Source organism: Pollutimonas rozaliensis (assembly GCF_048751585.1).
Lineage (GTDB): Bacteria > Pseudomonadota > Gammaproteobacteria > Burkholderiales > Burkholderiaceae_B.
In genome coordinates this window covers 317,092-342,032 of record NZ_JAZHOB010000004.1, presented here as the reverse complement: position 1 = coordinate 342,032, position 24,941 = coordinate 317,092, and the positions used below count along the sequence as shown (strand labels likewise).

Here is a 24,941-nt window from a genome sequence, read left to right as displayed (position 1 = left end):
TAAAAGCGCCACACAAGACGCACCCCGTGCGGGGTAAGGAAACTGCTTGCTTTTCAACTGCTTGCGACCAAACGGACGTTTGCCTTGGTGTAGGACATACAGGGCAACAAAGATGCGCAAGAGATTGATTTATTGGAAAGACATCTGGCCACAACCGTGGCCTCGTGATGTGTAGACGGTGTGGCCGCTATGCGCCCTCAACACGATGACTACATGCGAGCTGCTTTCCATCTGTGCTTTGACTGCGTGCAGACAGCATGGAAATTGCGCGCGGACTGCAAACAAGCAGCAATGGACATACAGGGTTCCTGCAATGCGACTACCAATACGGGAGTCATCCTAGTTCCAGCCCGGATTCCACACGTTGCGGAAGCGGCCCCAGTTCGTTCTGACCATGTCCCAGATGCTTAGATACCATCGGCTGCAGGTCATGCGCCAACCCTTTGTACGTCAGTCGATCCACCCTTTCAGGCAAGTTCTTGGCATCGTCAGTAAATACAACAACCTCGTGCCGTTCGCGTGAGATGCTGACATAGTAGGTGTCCTGGGCGGTCGTGCGGCTGAAACTTTCGGCGTTGTAAAGCACCCGGTCGCAGGTCAGCCCTTGGGCGCTATGCGCGGTGGCAGTGTAGGCATAGTCCATGTTAAGCGGTCGATCTGTGGACAGCTGCACGCGGCGACCGTTGGTTTCGATGGTGACGCTGCTTGTATCAATCGCCGCGACCTTCGCCAGTTGGCCGTTGACCAAGTCATTATGGGCATCATTGCGTGTAATGCGGACTTGGTCGCCGACAGACAGCTCTGCTCGGCTCAGGTGGTAGACGGATAGCTTGGACATGGTTTTGGGAATGATTTCCATGGCTTGAGTAGGCGACTGGTCGGACTGGATCGATTCGACGGTAAGGCGATCATGGCGTGTACTGCCGGTTACGCGATACATTTCGCCGCGTTTCAGCCCGCACTGATAGTCCCTTTCTGGCACGACGATGTCTCCCACGGTGTAATACCGCGCAACGCTGCGTTCTGCGCGAGTGGTGTCATGTCGAGTCAGCAGTTGGCATCGCCGCCCTTTTCCTTCCAGACCGAGCAGGGCGTGGATCCGTTCATTGATGGCTACCCGAGACGCGTTGGTTCCAGTCACCACGATGGTGCCCGCTTGGTCGGCCGCTGAAAGCCGCGTATAGGCTTGGGCAATGGCTTCATATCGTGCGGAACTGTCCCGGCTTTTGTAGCCATGCTCGTCAGTAGTGAATTGATCCGGGATGCTAAGCACCTGATCTAGGAGCGGTAGAGATCGGCTGGCTTGGCCGTCGGCGGCCAGCTGCACTGCTTGGCGGAGCCGTTCAGAGCGTTGTCGCTGGATGTCTGCCATCAATACGGTTTTCATGCCGTTTTCCTGCAGCATGGCAAACGCGCGGCCTGCCTCGATGGCCTTCGTCTGGGCGGTGTCGCCCAGCAAGACCACTTTAGCGCCTGTTGGTTGAATGAGTGCCAGCAGCTTGTCCATCTGCCGCACGGGCACGACCCCGGCCTCGTCGATCACTACGATGGTTTTTGGCCCTAGGGTGTCGATGAAGGGGCGTTTGTCAGACGCAGAAAGTACCGATGCAATCGTGTTGACCGGTATGCCATCTTCGCGCAGATTGCGAACCATGTTCCCGTAAGGAGCCAGGGCTGCCATGGTGTGTCCCTGGCGCTGTAGGATCATTTGAGTGTTTTGCAGAGCGAAAGATTTGCCAGTACCAGCCAGACCTTGGATACCGGTGATCTGATCGGAGTCGGTTGCGATCAACATGACGGCCTCGCGCTGTCCCGGTGTCAAGCGCGTGTCCAAATTGCTTTCGGCGCTGGCGTCGGAAATGGTGGCGTGCCAGGCACCGCGGCCGGCTCGTTCGGCGGCGAGTATTCTGGACTCAGCCTCAAAGGACTTCCGCGTTGCATAGCGTGGACTTTCCATCACCAGACGTCCTTCGGCAATGGCTTGGTCAACCAGCTGCAGAGCGGTGTCCCGGGGCAAGCTGCGCAGGCGTATGACTTCTGTGGCCCAGTCTTCGCGCGTCATGGGAGAGGCCTGCATGTCCTGGGCGCTCCGGTAGTGCGGCGCTTCCCGGATCAGGGTGCCGGAATCTACATGGCTCTGGATCGCTGTCTGAGTGGCCGCAATATCCGTATAGCCACCGGCATGGCGAACGGCGTTTTGCAGCAAATCCGCCAGAGGCATGACAGATTCCCTTTCAGACAGATGTTGGATCGCCCAGTTCAGTGAGGCCTGCGCCACTAGGTCGGACCGATGCTCCAATTCCTTTGTCGGCTGGATATCCCCTTGTTGCCATGCGTGGTCAAACTGCATCCCGATTCCTGCAGCGGCATCACGCCATTGTCGATGCAGTTCCGTGCGGCTGAGTTCTTGAGCCTTCTCTTTGCGGTGGGCCAAAGTGATGCCTTGGCGCAGGGCGTGAGGGGCTTCTTCCCGACAGGTGCCGCGTGCAGACAGTTCAGCCGTGATGCCGGCACTGCGTTTACTGAAAAACTCGATCTGCTCGCGGCTGATGTGGGCTAGTTCGATATGGTTTTTTTCATGGCGAACCGCGTACCCCAGCGCACGGACATTGCGTTCCAGTTCCGCCTGGTAGATAGAGTCTGTCACGCGCAGCAGTTTGAAGATTTCTTCATTGGACAACGCCACCCAACTGCCGTCGGCCCGCTGGGTCAGATTCATCAGGAGGGCGTGGACGTGCAGGTGAGGGTCGGGGGCTGCGCCTTCGGTAGGGCGTGCGGTTTCGTGGCGGAACTTGGCAATGACGAGATTGCTGGTGTGTTCCAACCGCGACTTACCGTTTTGCTTGTGACGGCCCATGGTTAGGTGCTGTTCGACATAGGCGAGAGCCGAGGCGACCGCTTTATCGTTGGCGTGAATCAGGCGTTCGTCGCCACCGATCAAGGCCTGCAAGGTGATGCTTTTGGGCGCACCGAACGTCAGATCGAGCGCGGCACGGGCCTTCGCATCCTTGCGGATCGACCGGCCCGCTGCGATGCCACGGCCAAAGTCGCCCTGCAGCATGGCTTTGAAGCGTGCGGAATCGATTTCACCGACTGCATCAAGACGTCGGGCTCCTTCCCCTTGCCAAGTGGCGGCGCTGCCGTCACGGCTGTAGTAATCATCGGCTTGGTCAGCGTAATAATGGGTGGCGAGAGACGCGTGGGCGCGATAGATCTGGCTGTGCGAGATCATGAGGGCTCCGGAAGAGAGGGAGGAGGCGAGAAAGTCACCAGCAGACTTCGCGCGTGGTTGGTGGCTTCGGATATATGCCGGACGCTGGAGGCTCTGCGGCATGGTTCAGCGAGTCCGCGACCGATAGAGCAGACGCTCTATTGCTACCGGCTTGTGTCGTAAACTCTTACTTATACAGGCATCCAGATAGAGGAGACGCAGTGCGAATCGCGTTAAGAACGAGCGGCGGGAGAGGGGAATATGAGGCGGCGGGTAGCCATGAGAACATAAGAGTCCATGATGTCCTCAACCGCCAGATCACCCTAGAAATTATTCCCGGCTTTAGGCTTCACACAAATAACTTCATTCGCCATAGTCAGGGGAAGCCCCGGATAAGGCTGGCCGACGCTCATGAAGATAAACATATTTATCTGATACTGTCGGCGTTGTTGCTGCTTCCTAAACCGAAGAGAGAAATAGGAGCTACGCCGGCAGGAAAGCTCCAGTTATTTAAAGATAATTTCTCTGTTTTTTCTATCTTATTTGACATAGTCGAGTTTTCAGATCATGAGCTGGTGATCAGTCCAACCCAACTGATCTTGTCGAACTCATCATCGGACTATGTCCGACTGGACGTTATTGAGCGCTTCAAGATGGTTATGCAGGCATGGGAAGGGGCATTAAACGATCAGAGCGCGGTGGCGGAAACGCTTAGGCGGCATAGAGTGGCTTTCCGCTCGGTCAATGTGAGAGGAATACTGACGGCCTGTGAAGAGCTGCGGCTGATGAACGTAGAACAGGACGATCCTCTGCGTTATGCCGCACGGGCTCTTGAACTACCGAATTTGGATGGGTTTATGTGGATGGGCATTCACGCCACTGAAACCGAAGAAGTGATGGGCCTCGGCGAAGAGAATCTTGAAGATTTGATGGAGGCTGCGCGCAACCGCGTCAAATCGTGGAGGCTGCTGGCAGAGCGGGGTTCGGGCGGAGCGAGATTCAGCAGAGAAGTAAAAATAAACTATCGAAACACTTGCCTTTTCACCGGGTTTCGCCTGCCTAAAACAGACTTGACGGGGCCGGCGGGGGTCGATGCAGCCCATATACTCCCATGGGCTGAATATGATCTGAATCAGGTCAGCAACGGTCTATGCCTGAGTAAGCTTTGTCATTGGGCTTTTGATAACGGAATCGTCAAGCTCGACTTCAACGGCGCGGCTTCAAATTACAGGCTGTCAGTATCGGAGAGGGCGAAAGAAGCTGAATCTAAAGGGTTAATCGACTTAGCGCCTTTCTACGCCATTGAAGGCGACATTTCTGCTTCGCTACTACCCAGCTCAAGAGCCAACTGGCCGAATCCTTCATTCTTAAAAGCGTACAACGAAGCAATGAACCGTTGATCTTCTTCTGGAACGTCCCTGGATTCTAAATATTGTCGGATCCGCAGCGCAAGCCACTCGGCAACCGGAGGCGTTACAGCGTTACCTAGAGCATGGTAGCGAGCCGAATCTAGGTCATCAGCACTCAGATCTGTATGGGATGGCAGCGTCCATCCTTTTGGAAAGGCCATTACGCCTTCGCATTCGGAAGGGATTAGTCGGCGAACTGCTCCAATTTTCGGATAGCAAACATAGTTTCTGCTCCAGTCTGTGCCCGTGTGGCGCGCAGAGGTTGCATATAGACAGTAAGCAAGGGCCTGGATTACGGGGCCTTCTCCGCTAGGATCTCCAATGATGTCCTGAAATGAGGCCGCAAGTTCCTTCCCATTCGGTCTGCTCGACGGAGTATCCCCCTCGCCGCGTTCGGACTCAAAAAGTATTTCTCCGGGACCGCGCCCGTCTTCACGACATCCGACAATGTAGACCCTCTGCCTTGACTGGGGTACTCCGAAGTATTTGCTGTTAAGAGTACGCCATCCGACAGAATACCCGAGCTCTGCCAACGTCGAGAGCACGATGCCAAAATCTTTTCCTCCGTGGGAGCTGAGTAAGCCCGCAACGTTTTCGAGAAGAATAACTCTGGGCTTGCCTTCTCCAACCAGTCGAGCAAACTCATAAAACAGTCCGGACTTGCTGCCTCTAAGTCCTGCGCGTTTACCCATTCGAGCAAGAGAGAGGTCTTGACACGGGAACCCGCCGACCCAAACGTCTGAAGAGGGGATTTCATGGCTTTCAATTTTCGTAATATCGTGATGTAGGGGAGTGTTCGGCCAATGCTTCTTTAAGATTGACTGGCAGAAGGGTTCGACTTCGCAGTGCATCGAAATGGAAAACCCCGCCGCTTCGAAGCCGATATCAAATCCGCCTATTCCCGCGAAAAAAGACGCGACAGAATACGGCGATGGACTGGTTGAACGGATGCTTCCGAGAAGGCCGGATGCCCTGCCACTCTTCTCTTCGCTTGGCTGTTGTTGGGCGAATCTTCGTATGCGCTCAATATCGGCGTCCGAGAATACGCGCCAGTTATTGCGGTTACGAGCAACGTCCTCGACTTTTCCGCTGAGAAGCCATCTCTTGAGGGTTATCGCAGAAATGCCAATAGCTTTGGCTGCTTCGTTAAGGGTCATAGTTCTGAACGTCGTCTATTTATATATGGTAGGTGGAACCCGTATCAACCCGTATCATACAGGAAAAATGGTTCTCCCGGCGTGGTACGACATGGGCGGTCATAAGCTTAAGCGGTACTGTCCCCCCGTACCAGGCGAGACATGACATAAAAGTCATGTACGTCTAGGGCGCTACTTACAAGAGAGCCGAGCTAGGATATAGTTGCCTATGGACACGTTCACCCCGTCTCAGCGCTCGGCGCTGATGAGTCGCATTCGGCACAAGGACACGAAGCCTGAAGTCGTTGTACGTTCGCTGCTGCACGCCCTGGGTTACAGGTTCCGGCTGCATCGTAAAGATTTGCCGGGCAAGCCAGACATTGTCCTTCCTAAATACGGAAAGATCGTGATGGTGCATGGCTGCTTTTGGCATGCGCATTCATGCGGACGCGCATCAAAGCCAAAGTCGAATCAAGAGTATTGGATACCCAAGATCGCTGCAAACCGGCAACGAGATGAGCGTAATGCCGCCGAACTGGAGCGGCTGGGTTGGTCGGTGCTCGTGCTGTGGGAGTGCGAGACCAAAGATCTTTCGGCGGTAGAGCAACGGTTAAGAGAGTTCCTTGGGCCGAAACGATGAAATGTGCATCCCATTGTGATTCGAGGAGATGGCCAAATGCAGGTTGGCTGTGAGAATCGAAGAGCTGCAGGGTGAGCTTAGGCCTTTGCACGTTTCCGTCCTATCGACAACTCGTTGAATGCCGCTGCAGCGTTCGTAAAGCCTCTCAACCGCATGCTTACTCGTGCGATTGGAAAGTCCCCGGCAAGAGCGACGTACCCATCCAGCGATGGCAGCGACTGTATCTGCGCCGCGGTTACCACGTCTTCCGTCGTCCGATCCATGTTATCCGACGTATTTCGATGATCCACACTTCGGCTAATGCTGTACTTGGGGCGCTCGACCTCGTGCTTTCCCAGGCTTTCACTCATATCTTTCGCCGTTTGGGGGTCGGTGCGGGAGCCACCGAGCACAGCCAAGTTGCGGAAGCTGGCACGGATGGTGGTGGCCATGGTTCGCCCGTAGATGTGCTCCAACTGGGAGGTGCTCTGCAGCCCTGCCACGATGCGCAGGCCGTTTTTCCGGCCTTTGGTTAAACCGGCTTCCAGTGAAGGCAGAGCTTCTAGGCTAGCAAGCTCATCAATGAACAGCCACCAGCGGCGGTGGGCGCTTTCGGGCATGGATAGAATCGACGTGATGAACACGTCAGCCCACGACGACACCAGCGGCTTCATGGAGCTCATCATGTCTTCGCGCCAGTTGATATACAAATTTCCGCCGTCTGATTTGCCCAGCCAATCCCGAATAGAGAATTTTCCCGATTTCATGCCTGTATGTTCCGATAGCTTGTTCGACAGCACAAAGCGGGCGGAAGACAAGGCTTTGCTGGCTTCGCTGGAGCCGACAAACAGGGATTCGGCCAGAGTGCCTTCCAGAAATTGCTTTAACACCTTCGGGTCTTCGATGGTGCACAGGCGAAACAAGTCCATGATGCTGGCTTCGTCGCCTTGCAGTTGATGCAGTTTCTTGGCCGTCTCGCGCAGCAGCAGACGACCGAAATCATTCCATTCTTCTGCGTTCTTGTCCTGGCTCATCGGAACCATAGAGTGGGCTAGCCGCTTCCAGTCGTAATCGGCGCGAACCTCATTGAAGAACGACCAGCCCTGGCTGCGGGCATCGTATGGATTTAGGATCACATCGTTGGGTTGCCAGAATTTGCTGAGTAGGTCGCCATTGGGATCGATCACGATCATCCGATCGTTGCGCTCTGGCATTTGGCCGAGTAAACGGTTGTTCATAGTGTGCCTTGAGCGCCTGAGCACCGAAGCGGCCATGTTGCGCAACAGCACCGATTTGCCGGAACCCGTCGCGCCGGTGATGAGCAGATGCAGGTTTTCATTGGCGATCGGCATGGGGATGCCCCCCACGTCGATTTGCTGTTTGCCACCTTCTTCGCACTGGAGAGCTAGGCTTTTTGCAGAAGTGGTGCGCGTGCCACGTACAAAGCGCTTATAGGCAGCGCCCTCAAATCCTTCAGTTCTGGTGGTGCGCCCGATAAGCAGAATCAGCACCAGGGCCAGGACCAGACCGATGCCCAGCGCACCGTAGAGCACTGGGTACTGCGGCGTCAGTATCATAAAGTGCCAGAACGTTTGGGCGTTCCAGTCTCGCCAGTGCATGTGGCTACCCCAGGTGGCAGCGGCCATCCAGGCGGCGGTGGGCAAGAGTGCCAAAGAAAAGGCGGCAATTCGCCGCCGGGTGATGGGTGAGATCAAGGCGGACATAAGTGCCGGTCCTCAAGAGAGTAAATTCTGGCCCAGGGCAAGGCCTGCCAACAAGCCGCCCAGAATGCCTGCTGCGCCGCCTACGATCAGTGCGATGATCGCCATACGCCGCGCGGACTGATGGGCGATGCTGGCGTACTTCGCAGCATTCTGGGCCAATTGATCCAGCCGGGCGCCGGTGTCATCCAGCATGGTCTGAATGACGTGTTCGACATGCTGGTTGATGGGTTTGGCTGCCGCTTCCATCGTGGCGGTGAGATGTCGGCTGAGTTGCTGAGGCAGGACTTGCTGAACTTCGCCCATGGTCTGCATCTGCTTTTGCACCGCATCCAGGTTTTGGGTGGCGCTTTCCAGTCTGTCCACGAGGCCGGCTACTTCACCCAGCACCTCGTGGTACAGCAAATCCAGCTTGGTACGAGCGCCACTGGAGTTCAAGTGTGATTCCATGCTGGCCGGGCTCAGGAAAACAGCGCGGTGAAAGCCGCGTTCATTTGCCGGTCCACTGGCTTGGCCAGCGCACGCAGGGCGTGTCGGTTGCTCAATTGCGAAATGCGAACATGGTCTTCAGGATCGGCAGACCGAAGCAATGCGCGGTAGTCAGTCTGGTCAGCCAATACGTCGGCAATCGTGGTGCGTTGGTCGGCGAGCAGCTCGAAGACTTCGTTTTCGTAAATAGCGGCCTGAGGGTTCGCCTGCACTTCACCTGTTTTGGCGGCATAGGCAAGGATGGAGGGAAACTCATCCTGCACGCTGGTATCGACACGATTGAAAAGGATTCGTACTCGCTCTGGATCAACGCCCAGTTCCGCTAGTGCAGCCACGGTCTTGATGGTTTCGCGCTGGGCCTTGCCGGTATTGATGACGGGCAGTACGAAGTAGTCCATTTCTTGGTGAGCATCTTCATAGCGCATCATGTGCGTCAGAAAATCTTCGATGTTGCTGGCGCCTACATCGACAATCGCATCTTCGCGGGTGAGCAGTTCGCGGAATAATCGGCCAAAGTGTTCACCGCGTAGCTGATCGACATTGAGGCCCAGGTCGGCGCCCGTTTCGTTGGTAGATTCCACTGCAAAGATCTGTGCGCTGTTCATGCGTGGCGCCAGAAGGTGAGAGGCGGCAACTGTCTTGCCAACGGAGCCGGTGTAGTTCAGGACGGCGACTTTCATGGTTTATTCCTTTTGGTGGGGTTGCTGTCAGCAGTCTGTGTACGATTGGCCAGGCCTTCACGGCGCAAAGCCTCCAGGTCTATCTGCATGTCGCGAATCTTGCGCAAATCGCCGGGTGTCTGGATGTTGCGCGGTCGGCCTTGGATAGCATCAAGTGCCGGAGGAGATGAGGACGGTTTCACTGTCGAGGCTGGTTGGCTGGCTGCTGGCCGCTGGGCCTTGCGCCAGCGGTACAACGTGATGGCGTAGGTGCTGCGTTGTACCGTCAGGCCTGCGGCGGCCAGATCGTCCAGCACGGCGGCATGGGGAACACCGACAGCCAGCTCAGCCTCGATCAAGGGAAACAGCGCGCGCAACTGTGCAGCGAGGCTGATACGAGGATCCAGGGATGCGAGTGTGTCCCGGTAGCGCGTTATGGATGGAGATTCATTCATAGGTTTCCAGGGGTTGAGGTGAACACGGGGTCGCTCAGTGCGACCGTTCGGGAAAGACCTTGGCCTGCTTGCCTGCCAGCCACGAACAGCCTGCGGCCAACGCTTCGTCGTAGGCGGACTGCTCGTCAGCGAATCGAACCGACTTACCCTGTGCAGAGAACTGTCCGCCGCCGACTTCCTGGCCGTCATCAAGCAGGCGCAGGGTGTAGCCGCCGGTCTCGGGGTGGTGGGGAACGATCTCGAAGGAAAATCGAGATCGGGCTTGGGTCACGTTGGTGTGAAATTGCCTGGCCACCTCGGGGAGGCGGGCCGCCCAGCCCGGGCCGATTCGATCCAGAGCTTCGGCGATGCTATAGCCTCGCTCATGGAGCCAGTCGCTGCGATCGAGCACTAGAGCGGCGGTCAGGGCTTCGCCCAGGCTCATGGTGCCAATGCCGTAGTGAGTGGCTCTCTGAACAATGTTGAGCATGCGGGTGTCGATGGTCGTGCTCATGAAATTTCCTTTGCCCTGTGTCTTGAAGGGCAGTGATGAGGGATGAGAGAGGAGATGCCCGAAAGGGCGAATGTGCTCCGTTGCTGACCGATGCAGCCGCTGTGCGGATGCCCAGCGTGATGATTCAAGACGGTCGGAGTTGTGCAGACAGGATGGTGCGTGTTCGGTAAGCGGATAGCCCGACTTATTCACAGGCCTCGTTGGTAGAAGTAAGGTAGAAATAAGGTAGAAGGCGTTTTGATGGCTGGAAAGCGCCTGTTTATGCGGTTTTCCAGAAATGATGCGCGATGCTATGACGATAAAGCGCGATGCTGTGACGAGAAGCCGCGATCTTATGACGATGCAGGCGCGATGCTATGACGACGGTAGAAACCACTTATCCACAGCCCGGAAAAGACCCTTGAATCGGCTGTTTTTGGAAGTCGGGCGCGATGTTATGACGATGGAGAATCTAGCGATCCAGTCGTGTCCAGACCGCTTGTTCATGGCCCCGGGTGGCGGTTTCTATGTGGGGTTCTGCGATTACTTGCAGCGCTTCCAGTTCTGTCAGGCTGCGCTCCAGGCTCGTTCGAAAATCACGCATGCGACCGGTGTATTGGGCGCGTTGCTTGAGAATGTCCAAGCTATATTTTTGCTGGATGTCGGCGGATGTGCCGATCAGGCGCTGCAGGCTTTTGGACAGGTCATGGCGCATTTGCAGGCGCTTGGCCCAGTCCACCAGGGCATACTCTCGGTTGCCGAAGATTTGCGCCCAACGAGGATCGGCGTACAAGGTATAGCTGCCGGTAGGTTCGTGGTAATCGAAGCCGCCCAGCATGGCAAGAACTCGTGTTGACGGGTGTTTGCCATAGCTGTATTTGACTGAGCCATCCTTTCTGCGGGCCTCAATGCACAATGTGAAGCGAGCCAGGTCTTTCATGCCTTCATGCAGCCATTCATAGGCGCTGCCTCCTGTGGGCCTGCCCATGCCGCGCAGGAAATCCGCTCGGTTGATGACAGGCGCTTCGCCCAGCAAAGCCGTGGTCTGTAGGTACATGGCGTGCATCCAGATGTCGGCGTGGTCTTCGCTCAACTGCTTGCCAGAACCTTTGAGCAGGATGTTGCTGCCTTCCAGAAACACGGCGTCATCGTGCATGGTGCGCCATCCACGACGAACCGGCGCAAAGATGGCGCTTCGGGCGATGTAGTTGGGGATGGCGCGCGCCGTTTCATTGATGCCCGGCAGCATGAATGGCGTTGGAGTTGAGGCCTGTCTTTCTGCGGCGGCGGCCAGGGCTTGAGTGGCTTTTTGCTGAGCGCGTTGCATGGCTGCTGACAGGCGCAGCAGATTGTTGTCCTTGTGAAAAGGCACACGGGTGGATGAGGTCATGGGTAAAGCTCCAGGCGAGCCCATACAAGGCCTGCCTGGATCGTGTGCAGCGCCTCACACGGGTTCAGGGGTAGATGCGAGCGAGTAAAGCGATGCCCGGCCGCAGTGATGGAAATGGATGCCCTTCAGGGCGTTGTTGGCTGCGGTTCAGCCGATGGCTTGTCGCCTGGGCTCAAACCAAAGCTCTTTCAGCCTGAACCGCTCGAAATGCAGCACGATGTCTACGGTCTGGCGCAGAAATGCTTGAATGGTTGGCAGATCGAGGTTGCCGCCCGTGGGTGATTGCTTGATGAGCATCGCCAGGCGGTCAAAGGCATCGGCGGCCCCGTTGGCGTGGGTGGTGGTGACGGATCCTGGATGGCCCGTATTCAACGCTGCCAGGTAATCCCAGGTTTCAGGGCCGCGTAGCTCGGCAAGGAATATCCGGTCTGGCGATAAGCGCATGCAGGCGGCCAGGCTTTCGGTGGCCGAAACCCTACCGCGCCTGCCGCCATACATCAGATGAATGCGGTTTCTGTGCCGGGGCAGAATGAGCTCATGCACGTCTTCGATGGTGACCAGGCGTTCATCGACGGGCACACGGTCGATCAGCGATCTTGCAAAGGTGGTTTTGCCCGAACCTGTCGCGCCGGAGATGACCAGGTTTTTGCGAGCCTGAATGGCAGCGAGCAGGAATCCGGGAATGTCACCACCGTCCTTCAGGGCCATCAGTTCTTGATCGGTTCTCGAAATACCGTCCGGCGTGTATTGGGCGGCGGCGTCATGGACGGCCTCAAAAGCACCTTGCGACTGCAGTTCCTCCAGGGAGAGCGCCACTTGGGCGTGCTTGCGGATATTGATGGCCAAAGTGCCGTCAATGCAGGCTGGTGGCAATACGATCTGGCCGCGCTCGCCATCGGGCAGGACGACAGATTGAATGGGGCTGCGTGCCATATGGTTGTACGCGGCCAGTGCCGTGGCCAGGGCCTCCAGGTGCGGGTAGGAAAGCTTGGGGCACTCATGAAGCTGCCAGGCACCGCGTGTGCGGGTGTAAAGCTCACCGGCTCGCACGATGGCGATTTCAGTGACATTGGGATCCTCCTGATGTTTGGACAAAGGTCGCAGAAAGGTGCGAACCGCAATGGATCGATCAAAGGGGATCGCTTCAGTGGATGGGTTCAAGCTCATAGACGTGACTGAAATCCAGATCACGGGCGACCATGATGCCGATACGCTCGCCCTGGTTCTTGTAAAGGGTGGGGGGAATGTCCAGGGACTTCTCCAGAATCTTTGCAACCGCTTCCTGACCGCCTTCGGCGGTGTTGTCAAAGCGGATGTTGTTGCTGCCCGATTGCCCTTGATTGGATGCCCAGTTACCGAAGTCGCCCACCAGAGAAAGCAGGATGGCGTTGCCAAAGCGTTCCCAGAAGTGGTTGTCGATATGTCCGCCCAATCCCGCTTCGCCCAGCGGGCCTGTGCCGGGCGAACTCAGGTTCACGATGACACCGGTAGGCGTTTCCAGTCGGTTCCAAGTCACAAAGGCGCGGGCCTGGCCTTGCTGTATGCCTCCAGACTGATAACCCGTGAACTTGGTGCCGGCATCAATGAGCTTGACCTTGCCGTTGGCGCTCATGACATCATGCGTGGCCAGACACGTCAGAAGCCCGGACTGGGTGCTGACCAGTTTTGTCTGCAAGGTGCAGTCGATCATGGTGCCTTGTGTGAGCAGGAAGTTGCGGTCACCCAGTTGCCCGGCCACTGATGGGGCCAGCTCCAGCGGGCGCAGCTTGTCGGCCAGGGGACCAGCATCGCTATAAGGGCCTTGAGGGCCATTTGACTGGCTTGGGGTCGTGCCGCTTGCGTCTGCGCCACCCGCCTGTAGCGGGCTGGTCAGCCGACGCTGGGTAAGCTCATCGATGGGAGGCGGAGCTGCGGGCATGGGTGGCGGGACGTTGTAGCTGGGCGCCACCGTTGGCTCGGGCGTCGGAGGCGGCAGTGCTGGAGGTGGCGCGGGACGCTCTACCTTGGGGGCTTTGAGGCGATTGGTAATGCCGCTTTGATCGGCTTCCAGGCCGCTATCGGCTTTTGTTGTTGGCTCTCGGCTCCAGACCTTCATGAGTACGCCGGCAGCTACTGCCACAGCGATCAGGATGGTGAGCCACAGAAATGCGCGGGCACCACGTGGGGCGCTGCGCCCGGTTGCTTCCAGATTCAGCGTTTGCCGCTCCAGGTTAGCGTCTTTAGGGTTCCCCTCTTGCGAGGCTTGTGCCTGGTCTTGTTCCTTTTCCGTCATGGGGACTTCCTTTCTTGCGTGGCTTCGCGTATGCGGATGGTGGGCACAGGTGCCGCAGCGGGCGCCTGCGGGCCCGCTGCGCCTTTGACGCTGCGTCTGACTGCTGGTGATGCCGTGCCGGTATGTGCTGGTACGGGTGTGGTGCCGTAGGCGCCGTTGTGAATCGCCAGCACTTGGTCGCCCAGGCGCAGATGCCATAAGGCAGACGTGCGATGTAGCACCATGGTGCGTTCATCTTTCATGTGGTGATTGGTGATGACTTCCTCGCCGTCTGGTGTGACGCGGTACACGGTCGGGATGTCGGCTTGCGATGCAAACTGCAGCCAGGTCTGACGGCCATCATCCCAGGCGTGTACCGGTGCGATGGCCGCGTCGCCGCTGCGGGTGTAGGCCTGCCAGTTCATGTTCGCGCTGACGGCTTGTAAGGATCGCTCAATCGCAGCCTTTTGTGCGACCTGGGTCCGTTGCCTGGCTTCAGCCTCTGGATAACGAACCACGAGTTTGTACAAGGCGGCTGAATTGCGATTGTCGCTGTACGAGAGCCGGAAGCTGTAATCGCGCCTGTCAGTGACGACGATAAGGTTGGTGTTGGCGTCTTCTGCCGTGGGTTTGAAGAACAGATGATTGTTCTTGTAGGTAAACGCATAGGCTTGGCTATCGCCAAAGACGTGGTAGACGTATTTTTCGCCGGGCTCCAGCACGATATGGGTGGCCACGCCGATCACGGCATTGAGCTGGATGACATTGGCGTCGTTGTAATTGACATAGCGCACGCGGTGGTCGAGCCGCGAGGAACGAGGGGTCTCCAGCGCCAGGGCGCTGGCAGGGATGGCCAGGCAAAGAAACAACGCCAGCGCCTGCCGACTGGGGAAATGTTTAAACATAAGAATTCCTTCAGATCCTTGTCGGTGTCAGCGCGACAGATCGGCAGCCAGGTCATAGCGCATGACCTGAAAGCCCAGCGGGTTCAGGCGGGCGACCTCTTCGGTGAGCGGCACGTCGGTGTACTGATACGCCATGGTGGCAATCAGGTGCTGAGCCTTGGTGATGTTGCCCGTGGTGACTTCCCGCTCTGTCTTGGTAAAGCGTACGATGGCGGCCTGGTTGGCACCCAATGTGATCGAATGAACCTGCACATCGATGGTGCCCTGGGTACCGAGGCGTGTCGTGACGGCGTCCTGCCCTTCGAATCGTTTGCCGTACTGCGTCTGGATGGGTGCAGAGGACAGCAAGGCGCACGTGTCGAATTGCTCCTGTATCGTCTGCCAGCTGTAGCCCTCGCAGTTCAGCACGTACGTGTTCAGAAAATACTTGGCGATGCGCTGGCCGTAGTCTTCCAGCGGTTGGCCCAGGCTGCTGACATGGTCGATGGAGCCGGTGGCGCTATCGACGCGGACCACATACATTTCAGGTGGCTGTTTCAAAGGGGTGAGGCCCGCAACAGCAGCGATGGAGGCCAGGGCGATCAGGCCTGCACCGAGGGCCACCTGCCAGGCACGCTTACGGCTGCTAACGAGCTCGCCGAGGTGATCCCGTTCCAAGCCGCGCGACTGCTCCAAGTAGGCGGCAACGTCTTCGGATTTAAGAGATGCGGACACGAGTCAAACTCCTTTGAAAAGAGGCGGCGTAGCATTGACCGGCACGCGAGGAGAGTCGGCAGGTTGCGGCGGCTGCGGCGCATGAAAGGCGCAGCCAGCCAGCAGCCCGGCCAGCGCAAGGGCGGCAAAAAAGTTTTTCATGGAAAGATTCCTGTCCTGCCGGACCGGCAGAAGGATTGGGGATGGAAAGCCGGTTGATTGGCCCATCATGGGCCGACAAGCAGAATGCCTATTTGGCACGCAGGCGCAGCATGCTGCGCAGTCGTAGCATTGAAAACGCCCCTCTGGCAGCGGTACCCACACCGAGCTGAGCGCCGAAGCCATTAGATAGCCCGGCTGCGAGGCCTGGAATCATGACCATGATTACAAGGCTTGCTGCTCCAACCAGCACTTGGGCTCCAAACAGCGAGAGAACGTCGGAAACACCCGTTTCAATCTGGTCGGCGATCATGCGGATCAGTTGAATGTTGAGCTGCAGGATGAGGCCAAAGACAAGACCTGCGAGCAAGGCCAGGAATATGAAGTTCAGTGCCTGAGATACCCAACTGTTGAAAAGCTGCTTGGTTGGTTCAAACAACGTGGCGGCAATAAAAATTGGGCCTGCAGCGACGACTAGGGCCATGCCTACTTTGCAGACCACGACAATGACCATGATGATGCTGCCTACTACGGCGGCATTGATGCGCAACAGCGTCGCCAGAATGCTGACTAGGACTTCCTTCGTTGAAGGCATGAAGTTGTACCAGGGACGGTCGCTAGCGCCGAGCATGGCATTGGATGCCTCACTTGTTTCATTCTGCAGTCTGTCTACTTCCAAGGCCACGTCACCTGTGCCGAGCGCCAATTGTGTGACATTGTCCGGCAGCGCGATCATCGTCTTCGCGATGTCGGCCTGATACAGGCCACCAGCACCAAAAATCATTGAAATAATGACCACAAGAATTGCTTTACGAAAGAACTCAGTCACGGTCAAATTGCTCTGCCCGTGCATAAGGGCAAATGCGTACACCACAAACTGCAGTGTGAGGCCCACAACGATAACGGGCATAAGCGCTTCAAACAGCGCCTGCATGGGGCTATTGATGGCATCGCTCAGTATGCTTTCAGTCTGAGTTGTGACCCATTGTGCGATGTCGCTCGGGGCCGAGGGAGGTGCGACGGGGGGGGTGAGGCTGGCCATGATGTTCGGACCTATTCTGCAGGGCCGGTGGAGCTGCTCGATCCTGAGCTGTTTCCAAACCAGCCGCCATAGACCCGTTCGGCTCTTGCCTGCAACAAGTTACGTTCTGCTTCCAGTTGCTGAGACGCCAGTTCAATGCGTGTCTGCTCTGCGGTGATATTGGCCTGTTCAATCTGGATGCGAGCTTGTAATTCGGCGATCTCTTTGGGATTGGTAGTTTCATTAATCTTGCTTTGTAGCGTATCCACATTCGCTAGACGTTGAGTCATGGAGTCATAAGCACGTTCGCTCATGGCCTTCGCGGTGGCTTCAATGTTCAGTGCACGTTTTGAGAGCTGTTGGCGATCCTCGCTGAAGTCCACTGGTGCCATAACATCATCAGTGATTCGGGAGACATCCCCGTTAAGGCCCGAACTGCCGGAGCGATCCAGGAGGTCTTGGGCGCTGGATGGCAGCGCGGCGCGTAGTTGGTTGCGGATATCGAGATCGCTCGCGACATTTCCGTAACCGCTAGACTGGGTGAAAGCCGCCAGTTGGCTTTTTGCCGTTTGCAGCTGTTCGGTCAGGTTCTTCAATTGGTCGCGGGCGGTGAGCAACTGTTCCTGCAGTTGCGCGATGGTGGCTGCATCGACGGTAGGGATACCACTGGCGTGGGCCGGATTCAGGAAGGTGACGGACAAAGCAATGCCCGCCGCAAGGAATTTGCAGCGTGTCATGAGGGCTCCAGGGGGAAATGATGACGGCGAACTAGGCCGCCGCTTTTTGTGTCGTGCTCGGGAAGGAGTAGTAGAGGTCTACTTTTTGGAAACGGCGGCCTGGTATTCGGCTTCTGTAATGCGCCGGGCCTTCAGGCTGTCGGAAACAATTTCATCATCTGCTTCTTTGTAGGCCACCTGGGCAGCGTCGGCCACCACGAGGATATTGTCTGAACTCTTGAGCGTGGCAGGCACAGTATTGGACCGGTAGCCAACTTTGCCGAGATTATTCCAGGCGGTTTCTGTGAACAGAAAGCTGTCGCCATTGCGTTCAATGTGAACCAGGGTTGGGGGATAGCGACCATTGTCCGAGAACCAGTACCCGATGAATTTTTCCCCGTTGGGCTCAGTCTTGCAACCTGCAAGAATTGCTAAGGCGCTGACACCAGCTGCAGTGATGAAATGTCGTCGATTCATTGGGTTTCCTATGGTGAACGGTTAGGTGGACCTGAGTGCGCTAGAAATCTTCCCAGGCGTCATCACGCTGCAAACGTGCCCGGCCTTTGTAAGCCAGTCGGACCCTTGCTCATGTTTCAGAATGTACCGACAAAGTGTGCCATGGCGTCATTCGCAACAGGGACTGGTGTAGGTTGAATGGGTTCATGAGCACAGGTCTGGACCTTCTTGTTCAAGCCCCTGTTCCTGCTGTAGTACAGCTTGGTCAAAGCGAACGCCGACCAAGTCAGCCACCCGTTGATACTCGGCGGGGCCAGGTGGGTGGCCGTTCACTTCGTGAATGTGTAGGCTGTAATATTTTTCTACACCTTGCTCAAAATAAGCATGGTCTTCGCGCGGATACGCGGAGCGGAACTAGATGTTCGGGGTCATGCTGGGATCGGTGCTCGATGGTTCGGAAATTCCGTAATCCCGGCTATGGCGCACTGGGTCATCGGCATCGAGGGTGACGCGATCGAGTTCGATGTCGCGCGTACTGGTCACACCTGCTTCCAGATCTGGAAGATCCCAGCGTTCGCAGTGGATTGAAATGACATACGCATCCTCTGGGGTGCTGCTGTCGGGACCGGAAAGCCCGAGGCGGGCATAGAAGTCCTGATCTTTCGTCGCCTGCAGATCATCGCGGGCCTGTGCCTGGCGCTGGTTATGTCTAAGCGCTGCTAGCTGCTTTTCCCGGTCATGAGTGTCTTGTTTCATAGGCTACCTTCTTATGAGATGGCGGTTATCTGGCGGCTTTGTTTGACGAGGTCCAGATACACAGGCAACCAAGCGACCGGATCATGCCCGGCCTGGGCCACGGCCTGCTCCGCTATCTCAGCCATGTCGGGGCTGCCGGAGAACACCAGCAATTCGTCTTCGCAGCCGGACAAGTCCAGTTGCGCGACCGTGACACTGGAGCCTTGCTTGACAAGGAACTTGCGGCTGGCTTCGCCCAAAGACTTCAACAGTTCAAATTCAGTGGGCGACAGGCCGAAGCCCTCGATGTAGTCGCGGGCCTTGGCTCTGGGGTTGGGCAGCAGTATCAAGGTTGCCGTCTGTTGAACCAGTGAGGGGCCGACTGGGTTTTCCGTGATGGCGCCCGGCTCCTGGGTGGCGAAGGCCAGCACGCCGTTTTTCTTGCGGATGGTACGGCTGGCATCTTGCATGTCTTCCTGAAAATGCCTGTCCTTTAATGGGTGCTGGCATTCGTCATACAGGTTGATGATGCGCCGGCCATCGTGCAGGGCATCAACGCGGTGCTTCAGATACATCGTGGCTGCGCCCCGCACCGCGTCATCATCGAGCAGTTCGGTCAGATCAAATCCGAAAATGGCGGATTTGCCCATGTCGGTGCCTAGACTCAGTTCATCGGCAGGGTTATCGAAAACCCAGCCGTATTCACCGCCCTGGCACCACGGGGCCAGACGAGCATGGATAGTGCTTGTGGTGTCATCTTCGCTGTACGGGTTGGGCAGCAAGGTATTCAGGGTTGATAGTGTGCGGGCCTCCCGGTCGATCAGTGTGGTCAGCTGTTGCACGGCCTGGGTGATATCGGCCTGCTGTCGTGTGGTGACTGCTTCGCCCCGGCGCTCGGCCAGGAATACGACTAGGCGCACCATGAAGGCGACGTTTCCTTTGGTGGGCTTCATCTGGAACGGATTCCAGCCTGTTGCTTCACCAAGTCGGATGTTGAAGTAGCGGCCCTCCAGCGCCATGATGAGCACCTGCATGCCCTGATCCTTGTCCCAAACAACACACGTTGCACCAAATTTCTGCGCCTGGGTAATCAGCATTCCCTGCAGCACGGTTTTACCCGTGCCGGTCATCCCAATGATCATGGTGTTGCCCGGGCGACGTTTTCCGGTTTCGTCCAAGTCCTCGGTAGAGGCATGGAAGTTGAAGAAGAACGGGCTGCCTGTCTGGGTTTTGAGCATCGTGACCGCTGGTCCCCAGGGGTTGCCGACCGGTTTGCCGGTCAGTTGGTTATGCAGGCTGGAAAAGCACAGGAAGTTGAGCGATGTGATGGGTACCGGGCGTGGCCGCCAGTGCCAGTTACCGGGCAGTTGCGCCCAGAATCCGGCTTCCAGCGCTCGGTCCAGTGGCCGGAAGCCGACCGCCTCTTCGGCTAGCGCTGTGGCGGTCTGGGCCAAGGCCTGGCGCACCCCTTCAGCCGTGTCGCCATAAATCAGCATCGTAGCATGATGGTCGCCCAGGCCCAGGCGAGCTGAGGTCAGGTCGTCCATGGCCTCAGTCAGTTGGGTAACTTGGCTGATCGAATCGTCGCCGGAATCGACCAGCAGCTTGTGATGTTTTTTGACCAGCTTCTTGGCTGCAGCCCCAGTATGGCTGCCCCACGATTGGGTGAGTACGAACTCGTGTGGCAGGCCCAGCAGCCGATCCAGGTGTCCGGCTTTCGTCGCTTCGGGGTAGTCGCGCAACTCCATCATGCCAAAGATGCGAGAGCTGGCGACGGTTCGTAGTTCCCCCAATTCTCCATGGCGGCCAAAGATCGGTCTGGCGTAGGGTAGGGTGTCTCGCAAGCGTTCTCGGCTGATCGGTACGGGCCGGTGCGTACCGGAAAGCAGAAATCCCAGGAACTCGGCGGCTTCGCTGAAGGCAAAGCCTTTGCGATCTACGATGCCCAGGGTTTGTGGATCGTAGCGGTAAAGGCCAGCGCTCAAGGCACGTATGATGCCGTTCAGGCGTTCGATGGATTCGGCTTGCCAGTGCGCAATGCGTTGCGCGTCGGCTTTTTCCAGGCTGGCGAATGTGCCTAGTATCGGATCCTGTACCGGATGAATAAGGACTGTCAGGTATAGGTCGTTGATCATGAGGCCCGAGGCATCGAATGTGGCACGGTAGGCGGCATCGAACCGGGAAGCAAAAGGCTGGTTAAAGGTGCTGTCGGGGTATTCCGTGACGCGGCGGCGCACGATGTGGGAGTACAGGCCAAGCGATCCCATAGGCAAGCCGCGTAGTACGTTATGCAGCGCTTCGATCCAATCTTTCAGCTCATCTCGTGCATAGGCGTCCGGCGCGCGGCCCGTTACCTTTATGACCGCCAGGTATTCATGGTTGTCGCAGGCAATGATCTGGTCGGTGACATGATGGGAATAGGGCAGATAGCGCGAGACGCGCCGTTCGTCCACGGCCAAGGTGGTAGCAGCAGTCATGGAAACATCCTTTACTTGATGAGCGTGCGCCAGGGCCGACGCCGGTCGTAGCCTTGCACGGCGTAACTTGAGCCGTGCCAGAAGCGTTGATTGCGATTGCGCCGCCGCGTTTTCAGTTCGAGCCACAGCACATCCAGAGCTTTATCGTCATCGCGGGTGAGAATGGCAAGCGTTGGTATGACGACGAAGAGCAAGCCCCACCAGGCCAGGCCTGCCGTCATGGCGATCATGGCTACGCAGGTAAAGGCGCCAAGTAACAGCTTGGTGGGAACGCCCATGAATGTGGCCTTGCGGCCCAGTCCTCTGAAGACCGGATAGGTGTTGGTCGCCATGGTTTACTTCCAAAGCAACACAACCAGTTCGGCAACTGATCCGGCCAGCAGCACGCCGATGCCCCAACGGATGGCATCGTCTTTGCGCATGACCTCTGCGGAATACAGTACAAAAATGATCAGACCGATGATGATGGCTGCGATGGGCAGGATGACATCCAGATTGTCTCGGAGCGTCTGTAATGTCGTTTGCGCTCGGGAAAGTCCGCCGATGGATTGTGCAAATGCAGCCTGATGGATGCCGAACAGCAGTGCGGCTGCAGTCAGTTTGTTGACCATGCGCAGGAAGGGCATAGTGTTCTTGAAGTGTTTCAGTAGAGACATGCAAAGACTCCTGCCCCTAGGCGCGAAGAGGCGCAGGGGTGATGGTTGGAAAGAAAAGGAATGAGCGCGGCCAAGTCGGCCAGGGATGCGTCAGGCGTCGGAGTTAGGGCTGCTTTCTGGTTCGCCGTCACGCGTTTGCGAAAAGCCGTCGGTCGCCGGGTTGGCGCTGAAACCGTCCGGTGCGCCTTCGGGTTGAGCAGGTAGTTCTTGATCAGGTTTTTGCGCCGACTCTGCCGGTGTGGCATTTTTCGCGGACTTGGTCGTTGCATTGTCCAGGGGTGCCAAGGCCGGAACCTTGATCTTGGCCTGGGCTAACACTTTGCCGACATAGCCATTGGTGAAGCCGCGCTTGAAATTGCCGGTGTTGTAGCAGGACAGCGCGGCGCGTAAGGCATGCTGCGGATCCGTCTGCCGGGGCAACGCTCTGGCATAGCACTCTGCCAGTACCGTCTGGGCGGCCGCCAGATTGCGGCAGGGATCAAAGACGGTCTTGCTATCCAGATTCAACCACGCCCAATTGCGAACATTGATCTGTCCCAAACCGGCATCGAAGTCGATGCCTTGGTCAATGAGGCGGTCAGCGGCTGCGGTCGCTTCGCCCAATGTTTTGGGTTGCTGCCGTAGGTGCCGGCCTTTGCGGTTTACGCCGATGGCGTATTGCTGGACTCGGGACTCATGACGAATCAGTGCTTGTAGCGTGACTGGGTGGATGTTGGGTGCGCAGGTCATGGCCAAAGCTGCAAGTTCTGCGATCATGCCTGGCTCCTTCAGCGTCCGCGTCGGTGTCTGGGGTCCGTCAGGGAAAAATTCCAGCCTTTAGCCCATAGCCCACTATGGTCGGCATCCCATTTGGCTTGCGCTGCCTCGTACTCCTCGGCTTTGACCCAGTGCCCGCCCATGGTTGGCTTGCCGACGTAGCGAACAGCCAACTCATACGTCCAAGCGTGATCGTTGTAAACGACACAATAGGTGGGCAGTTGGTCGAGCGTGACCGTAGGTAGCGGATAGACCTGGTAGACGGTTTGCCCGCTGTCGCCGCCGTATTCACGCTTGCGCCATTTGTATGCTGTAGCGGCATAGGTTCGGTTCAAGAAATCCGCGTCGCATTTGCCAGCGCCGCGTGAAATAGCGTCAATGCGGTCTGACATTCCTGCATCGCCGGACGCCGGGCACTGGGATAGAAAGGAACGTCTCGCTGCGACGGTGGCAGACCAGTCCAAGCCGTGCTTGTTGTACTTCTTGATGTCGAAGTAGTGGTCCAGGGAGGGACTGCACTCGCCAGGTCGCAAGCTGGAAGACAGGCATAGCGTTGCTTCGCATGCCAGACGTGGGATGCCCGTGAGCAGCTCAGCAGTGCCAGCAGCATGAGTGACAGGAGCCAGGACGCAGGCGAGCGCCAGCGACCCAGCACGCAGGGCGGGAAGGGTTTGCATGAAGAGGTCTCCGGGGAAGGGGTGCGGCAGGCGGCCTTGGAAAAGACCTAGGAGGGTCAGCGTTGACGCTGCAGATTCTGTTGGGCGATGGCGATCTGTTCAGGCTTGGCCATGGCTCGCACGAGATAAGCAGTTTCGACGGCAGCCACGCGGGTTTCGTGCAGATGGCCCAGGTCGGCCACTATCTGGCGCAGCAGCGTCAGTTCTTCCTGCAGCGTGTCGTCGGCAGACAGTCGCCGCCTTATGTAGTTGGAGAGGGAAAGCCCGGAAAGGGCGGCAGCCTCGCCCAGACGTGCAGCATGAGACGGGGTCACCCGGATGCGGATGACCTCGGAGAGAGGTTCATTCATAGACAGGCTCCTTGGGGAGATACAGCTAGCGATCTTGCGGGTGTGGCCCAGGTGTCAATATAGATAGCAATGGCCTGAGTCCTGTCATGCCCTAACCCGTAGCGCAGGCCGTGGCCGATAACGGATGAATTGCAGTATGTTGTCCTCGGGCATTGGCATCTGCCCAACTTCCAGTTCATCCAGAAAGTCGGCCCATTGCTGCACCATCGTTTTGCGCTGGGCAATAAAGGCAGCGCGGTCATAACTGCTGCCGAGCTCTTCGTCTGAAGTGTGCGCCAGATGGCGTTCGATGACGTCGGGCTCCCAGCCCAGATGTTCGCGGATCATCGTGCGTGCTGTGGCGCGAAAGCCGTGACCGGTTATTTCTTCCTTGGTGTCATAGCCCATGGTGCGCAGCGCCGCGTTAATCGTGTTGTCGCTGATGTAGCGACTTTTCTCCGAGCGTCGTGACATGCTACGGAATACGGGGCCGGTCGGGCCAGTCAACGGGTATAGCTCGCGCAGGATTTCCAAGGCTTGGCGAGGTAGCGGGACGATGTGTGCCGGCGTGCGGCTATCGCGTTTTTGCCACTCGCGCATCTTCATTTTCTCCGGCGGGCAACGCCATAGTTCAACTTCAAGGCTGATATCCTCCCAGTCGGCGAGCCGGATCTGGCCTGGCCGCTGAAACATCATGGGCGCAAGCCGCAATGCACACCGCGTGATGAACTGGCCGTGGTAGCTGCGAATATCGCGGAGCAGTTGCCCAAGTTGGGCCGGCTCGGTAATCGCTGCGAAATGCCGACTGCGTGGCGGTGGCAGGCCGCCGGTGTTCTTGTTGACGAAATTCTTGCTCGGCTCCAGAGCGCCGACATCAACAGCGTACTGGTAGACATGCTGAACGGCCTCACGCACACGTTGAGCAGTTTCCAAGTTACCGCGATCTTTTGGACGGTGCAGGCATCGGACTATTTCCGTTGGAAGAATCATCTCGATCGGTTTGTGTCCGACCCACGGGAAAATGTGGATCTCCAGATGTCGTATGACCTTCTGGGCATAATCCTCCGACCATTCCCTGTCTTTCTTAGCACTGGCGTGCCAGGCGCGCGCCAGTAGCTCGAAGGTATGCAGACGAGCGATACGTGTCTGTTCTGCTAGTTGTTCACGGACTTCCTTCGGGTCTAAGCCATTGGCTCGCTGACTATTAGCTTCATATGCCTTGGTTCGAGCTTGTGCGAGCGTGACTTCCGGGTATGGCCCCATTCCGAGTTTTATGGGTTTGCTGTCCTTCATATAGCGGTAAATCCAAGCTTTACCGGTGGATCGTACACGCAGGTACAGATTGTCCCCGTCGTTCAGCATGTATTCTTTCGGGCCAGGCTTGGCCGCTTTGATCTGAGTTTCGCTTAGTAAACCCACGACTTGTACCCCCAAAGGCTGTTTTTCAAGAAACTATTGTGGGGTACAGACGGGGGTACAGACAAATGCGGGATGTAGCGACGCGCAGTGAGACGCCTTGGGCAATAACTCTCGCCTAAGGTACTGATTT

26 protein-coding genes are annotated in these 24,941 nt (G+C 57.2%); 2 read left to right on the top strand and 24 right to left on the bottom strand.

The features are described 5' to 3' along the window. Positions 1-334: 334 nt before the first annotated feature. On the bottom strand, positions 335-3,232 hold the full coding sequence (gene mobF, locus V0R37_RS09860) for a MobF family relaxase (protein ID WP_420374369.1): 2,898 nt from the start codon (positions 3,230-3,232) through the stop codon (positions 335-337). 200 nt (positions 3,233-3,432) lie between these two features. Here mobF and V0R37_RS09855 point away from each other — a divergent pair, with 200 nt between their 5' ends. Then, positions 3,433-4,611, top strand: a complete 1,179-nt coding sequence (locus tag V0R37_RS09855; protein ID WP_420374368.1) for an HNH endonuclease — start codon at positions 3,433-3,435, stop codon at positions 4,609-4,611. Here V0R37_RS09855 and dcm read toward each other — a convergent pair. Next, on the bottom strand, positions 4,506-5,777 hold the full coding sequence (gene dcm, locus V0R37_RS09850; RefSeq protein WP_420374367.1) for a DNA (cytosine-5-)-methyltransferase: 1,272 nt from the start codon (positions 5,775-5,777) through the stop codon (positions 4,506-4,508). The genes V0R37_RS09855 and dcm overlap by 106 nt on opposite strands. Positions 5,778-5,985: 208 nt before the next feature. On the opposite strand from dcm, the gene V0R37_RS09845 reads away from it, so the two are divergent. Further along, positions 5,986-6,396, top strand: coding sequence for a very short patch repair endonuclease (locus tag V0R37_RS09845; RefSeq protein ID WP_420374366.1), 411 nt, complete (start codon positions 5,986-5,988; stop codon positions 6,394-6,396). A 77-nt stretch (positions 6,397-6,473) separates the two neighbouring features. On the opposite strand, the gene V0R37_RS09840 is transcribed toward V0R37_RS09845, so the two are convergent. The 22 genes from V0R37_RS09840 to V0R37_RS09735 all read right to left on the bottom strand — a co-directional run bounded on the left by V0R37_RS09840 (position 6,474) and on the right by V0R37_RS09735 (position 24,811). Beyond that, entirely contained in the window at positions 6,474-8,099 is a 1,626-nt protein-coding gene (locus V0R37_RS09840) for a type IV secretion system DNA-binding domain-containing protein (RefSeq protein WP_420374365.1), read from the bottom strand. Between the two features lie 12 nt (positions 8,100-8,111). Next, positions 8,112-8,534, bottom strand: coding sequence for a hypothetical protein (locus V0R37_RS09835; RefSeq protein ID WP_420374364.1), 423 nt, complete (start codon positions 8,532-8,534; stop codon positions 8,112-8,114). A gap of 23 nt (positions 8,535-8,557) precedes the next feature. Then, entirely contained in the window at positions 8,558-9,265 is a 708-nt protein-coding gene (gene stbB, locus V0R37_RS09830) for a StbB family protein (protein ID WP_420374363.1), read from the bottom strand. After that, positions 9,262-9,699, bottom strand: coding sequence for a hypothetical protein (locus V0R37_RS09825; RefSeq protein WP_319280904.1), 438 nt, complete (start codon positions 9,697-9,699; stop codon positions 9,262-9,264). The genes stbB and V0R37_RS09825 overlap by 4 nt, the downstream gene beginning before the upstream one ends. Before the next feature lie 34 nt (positions 9,700-9,733). After that, positions 9,734-10,192: a hypothetical protein gene (locus tag V0R37_RS09820; RefSeq protein ID WP_319280906.1), complete on the bottom strand. Its 459-nt coding sequence runs from the start codon at positions 10,190-10,192 to the stop codon at positions 9,734-9,736. A 451-nt stretch (positions 10,193-10,643) separates the two neighbouring features. Further along, entirely contained in the window at positions 10,644-11,561 is a 918-nt protein-coding gene (locus V0R37_RS09815) for a TrfA (protein WP_420374362.1), read from the bottom strand. Between the two features lie 147 nt (positions 11,562-11,708). After that, positions 11,709-12,656 carry a P-type DNA transfer ATPase VirB11 gene (virB11, locus tag V0R37_RS09810; protein WP_420374361.1) on the bottom strand — a complete coding sequence of 316 codons (948 nt, stop codon included), beginning with the start codon at positions 12,654-12,656 and terminating at the stop codon, positions 11,709-11,711. A gap of 49 nt (positions 12,657-12,705) precedes the next feature. Beyond that, positions 12,706-13,833 (bottom strand): type IV secretion system protein VirB10, encoded by a 1,128-nt coding sequence (virB10, locus tag V0R37_RS09805; RefSeq protein WP_420374360.1) that lies wholly within the window; start codon positions 13,831-13,833, stop codon positions 12,706-12,708. Next, positions 13,830-14,717, bottom strand: coding sequence for a TrbG/VirB9 family P-type conjugative transfer protein (locus V0R37_RS09800; RefSeq protein WP_420374359.1), 888 nt, complete (start codon positions 14,715-14,717; stop codon positions 13,830-13,832). Before V0R37_RS09800 ends, virB10 begins: the two co-directional genes overlap by 4 nt. 27 nt (positions 14,718-14,744) lie before the next feature. After that, the gene (locus V0R37_RS09795) at positions 14,745-15,431 is read right to left on the bottom strand and encodes a VirB8 family type IV secretion system protein (RefSeq protein WP_420374358.1); all 687 of its coding nucleotides are present in this window, start codon (positions 15,429-15,431) and stop codon (positions 14,745-14,747) included. 3 nt (positions 15,432-15,434) lie between these two features. Continuing rightward, the gene (locus V0R37_RS09790) at positions 15,435-15,572 is read right to left on the bottom strand and encodes a conjugal transfer protein (RefSeq protein ID WP_420374357.1); all 138 of its coding nucleotides are present in this window, start codon (positions 15,570-15,572) and stop codon (positions 15,435-15,437) included. An 88-nt stretch (positions 15,573-15,660) separates the two neighbouring features. Then, complete coding sequence (locus tag V0R37_RS09785) at positions 15,661-16,611, bottom strand: TrbL/VirB6 family protein (RefSeq protein ID WP_420374356.1); 951 nt, start codon at positions 16,609-16,611, stop codon at positions 15,661-15,663. An 11-nt stretch (positions 16,612-16,622) separates the two neighbouring features. Beyond that, positions 16,623-17,327 carry a TrbJ/VirB5 family protein gene (locus tag V0R37_RS09780; protein WP_319280921.1) on the bottom strand — a complete coding sequence of 235 codons (705 nt, stop codon included), beginning with the start codon at positions 17,325-17,327 and terminating at the stop codon, positions 16,623-16,625. A 78-nt stretch (positions 17,328-17,405) separates the two neighbouring features. Beyond that, positions 17,406-17,783: a hypothetical protein gene (locus V0R37_RS09775; RefSeq protein ID WP_420374355.1), complete on the bottom strand. Its 378-nt coding sequence runs from the start codon at positions 17,781-17,783 to the stop codon at positions 17,406-17,408. 393 nt (positions 17,784-18,176) lie between these two features. Then, entirely contained in the window at positions 18,177-18,518 is a 342-nt protein-coding gene (locus V0R37_RS09770; protein ID WP_420374354.1) for a hypothetical protein, read from the bottom strand. Positions 18,519-18,529: 11 nt separating this feature from the next. After that, the gene (locus V0R37_RS09765) at positions 18,530-20,974 is read right to left on the bottom strand and encodes a VirB4 family type IV secretion/conjugal transfer ATPase (RefSeq protein ID WP_420374353.1); all 2,445 of its coding nucleotides are present in this window, start codon (positions 20,972-20,974) and stop codon (positions 18,530-18,532) included. A gap of 11 nt (positions 20,975-20,985) precedes the next feature. Continuing rightward, on the bottom strand, positions 20,986-21,306 hold the full coding sequence (locus V0R37_RS09760) for a VirB3 family type IV secretion system protein (RefSeq protein ID WP_420374352.1): 321 nt from the start codon (positions 21,304-21,306) through the stop codon (positions 20,986-20,988). A 3-nt stretch (positions 21,307-21,309) separates the two neighbouring features. Then, positions 21,310-21,630: a TrbC/VirB2 family protein gene (locus V0R37_RS09755; RefSeq protein WP_420374351.1), complete on the bottom strand. Its 321-nt coding sequence runs from the start codon at positions 21,628-21,630 to the stop codon at positions 21,310-21,312. 90 nt (positions 21,631-21,720) lie between these two features. Further along, positions 21,721-22,386, bottom strand: coding sequence for a lytic transglycosylase domain-containing protein (locus tag V0R37_RS09750; protein WP_420374350.1), 666 nt, complete (start codon positions 22,384-22,386; stop codon positions 21,721-21,723). Between the two features lie 11 nt (positions 22,387-22,397). Further along, positions 22,398-23,063, bottom strand: coding sequence for a TrbM/KikA/MpfK family conjugal transfer protein (locus tag V0R37_RS09745; protein ID WP_420374349.1), 666 nt, complete (start codon positions 23,061-23,063; stop codon positions 22,398-22,400). Between the two features lie 56 nt (positions 23,064-23,119). Beyond that, complete coding sequence (locus tag V0R37_RS09740) at positions 23,120-23,413, bottom strand: plasmid mobilization protein (RefSeq protein ID WP_420374348.1); 294 nt, start codon at positions 23,411-23,413, stop codon at positions 23,120-23,122. 84 nt (positions 23,414-23,497) lie between these two features. Next, positions 23,498-24,811 (bottom strand): tyrosine-type recombinase/integrase, encoded by a 1,314-nt coding sequence (locus tag V0R37_RS09735; RefSeq protein ID WP_420374347.1) that lies wholly within the window; start codon positions 24,809-24,811, stop codon positions 23,498-23,500. Between the last annotated feature and the right edge of the window lie 130 nt (positions 24,812-24,941).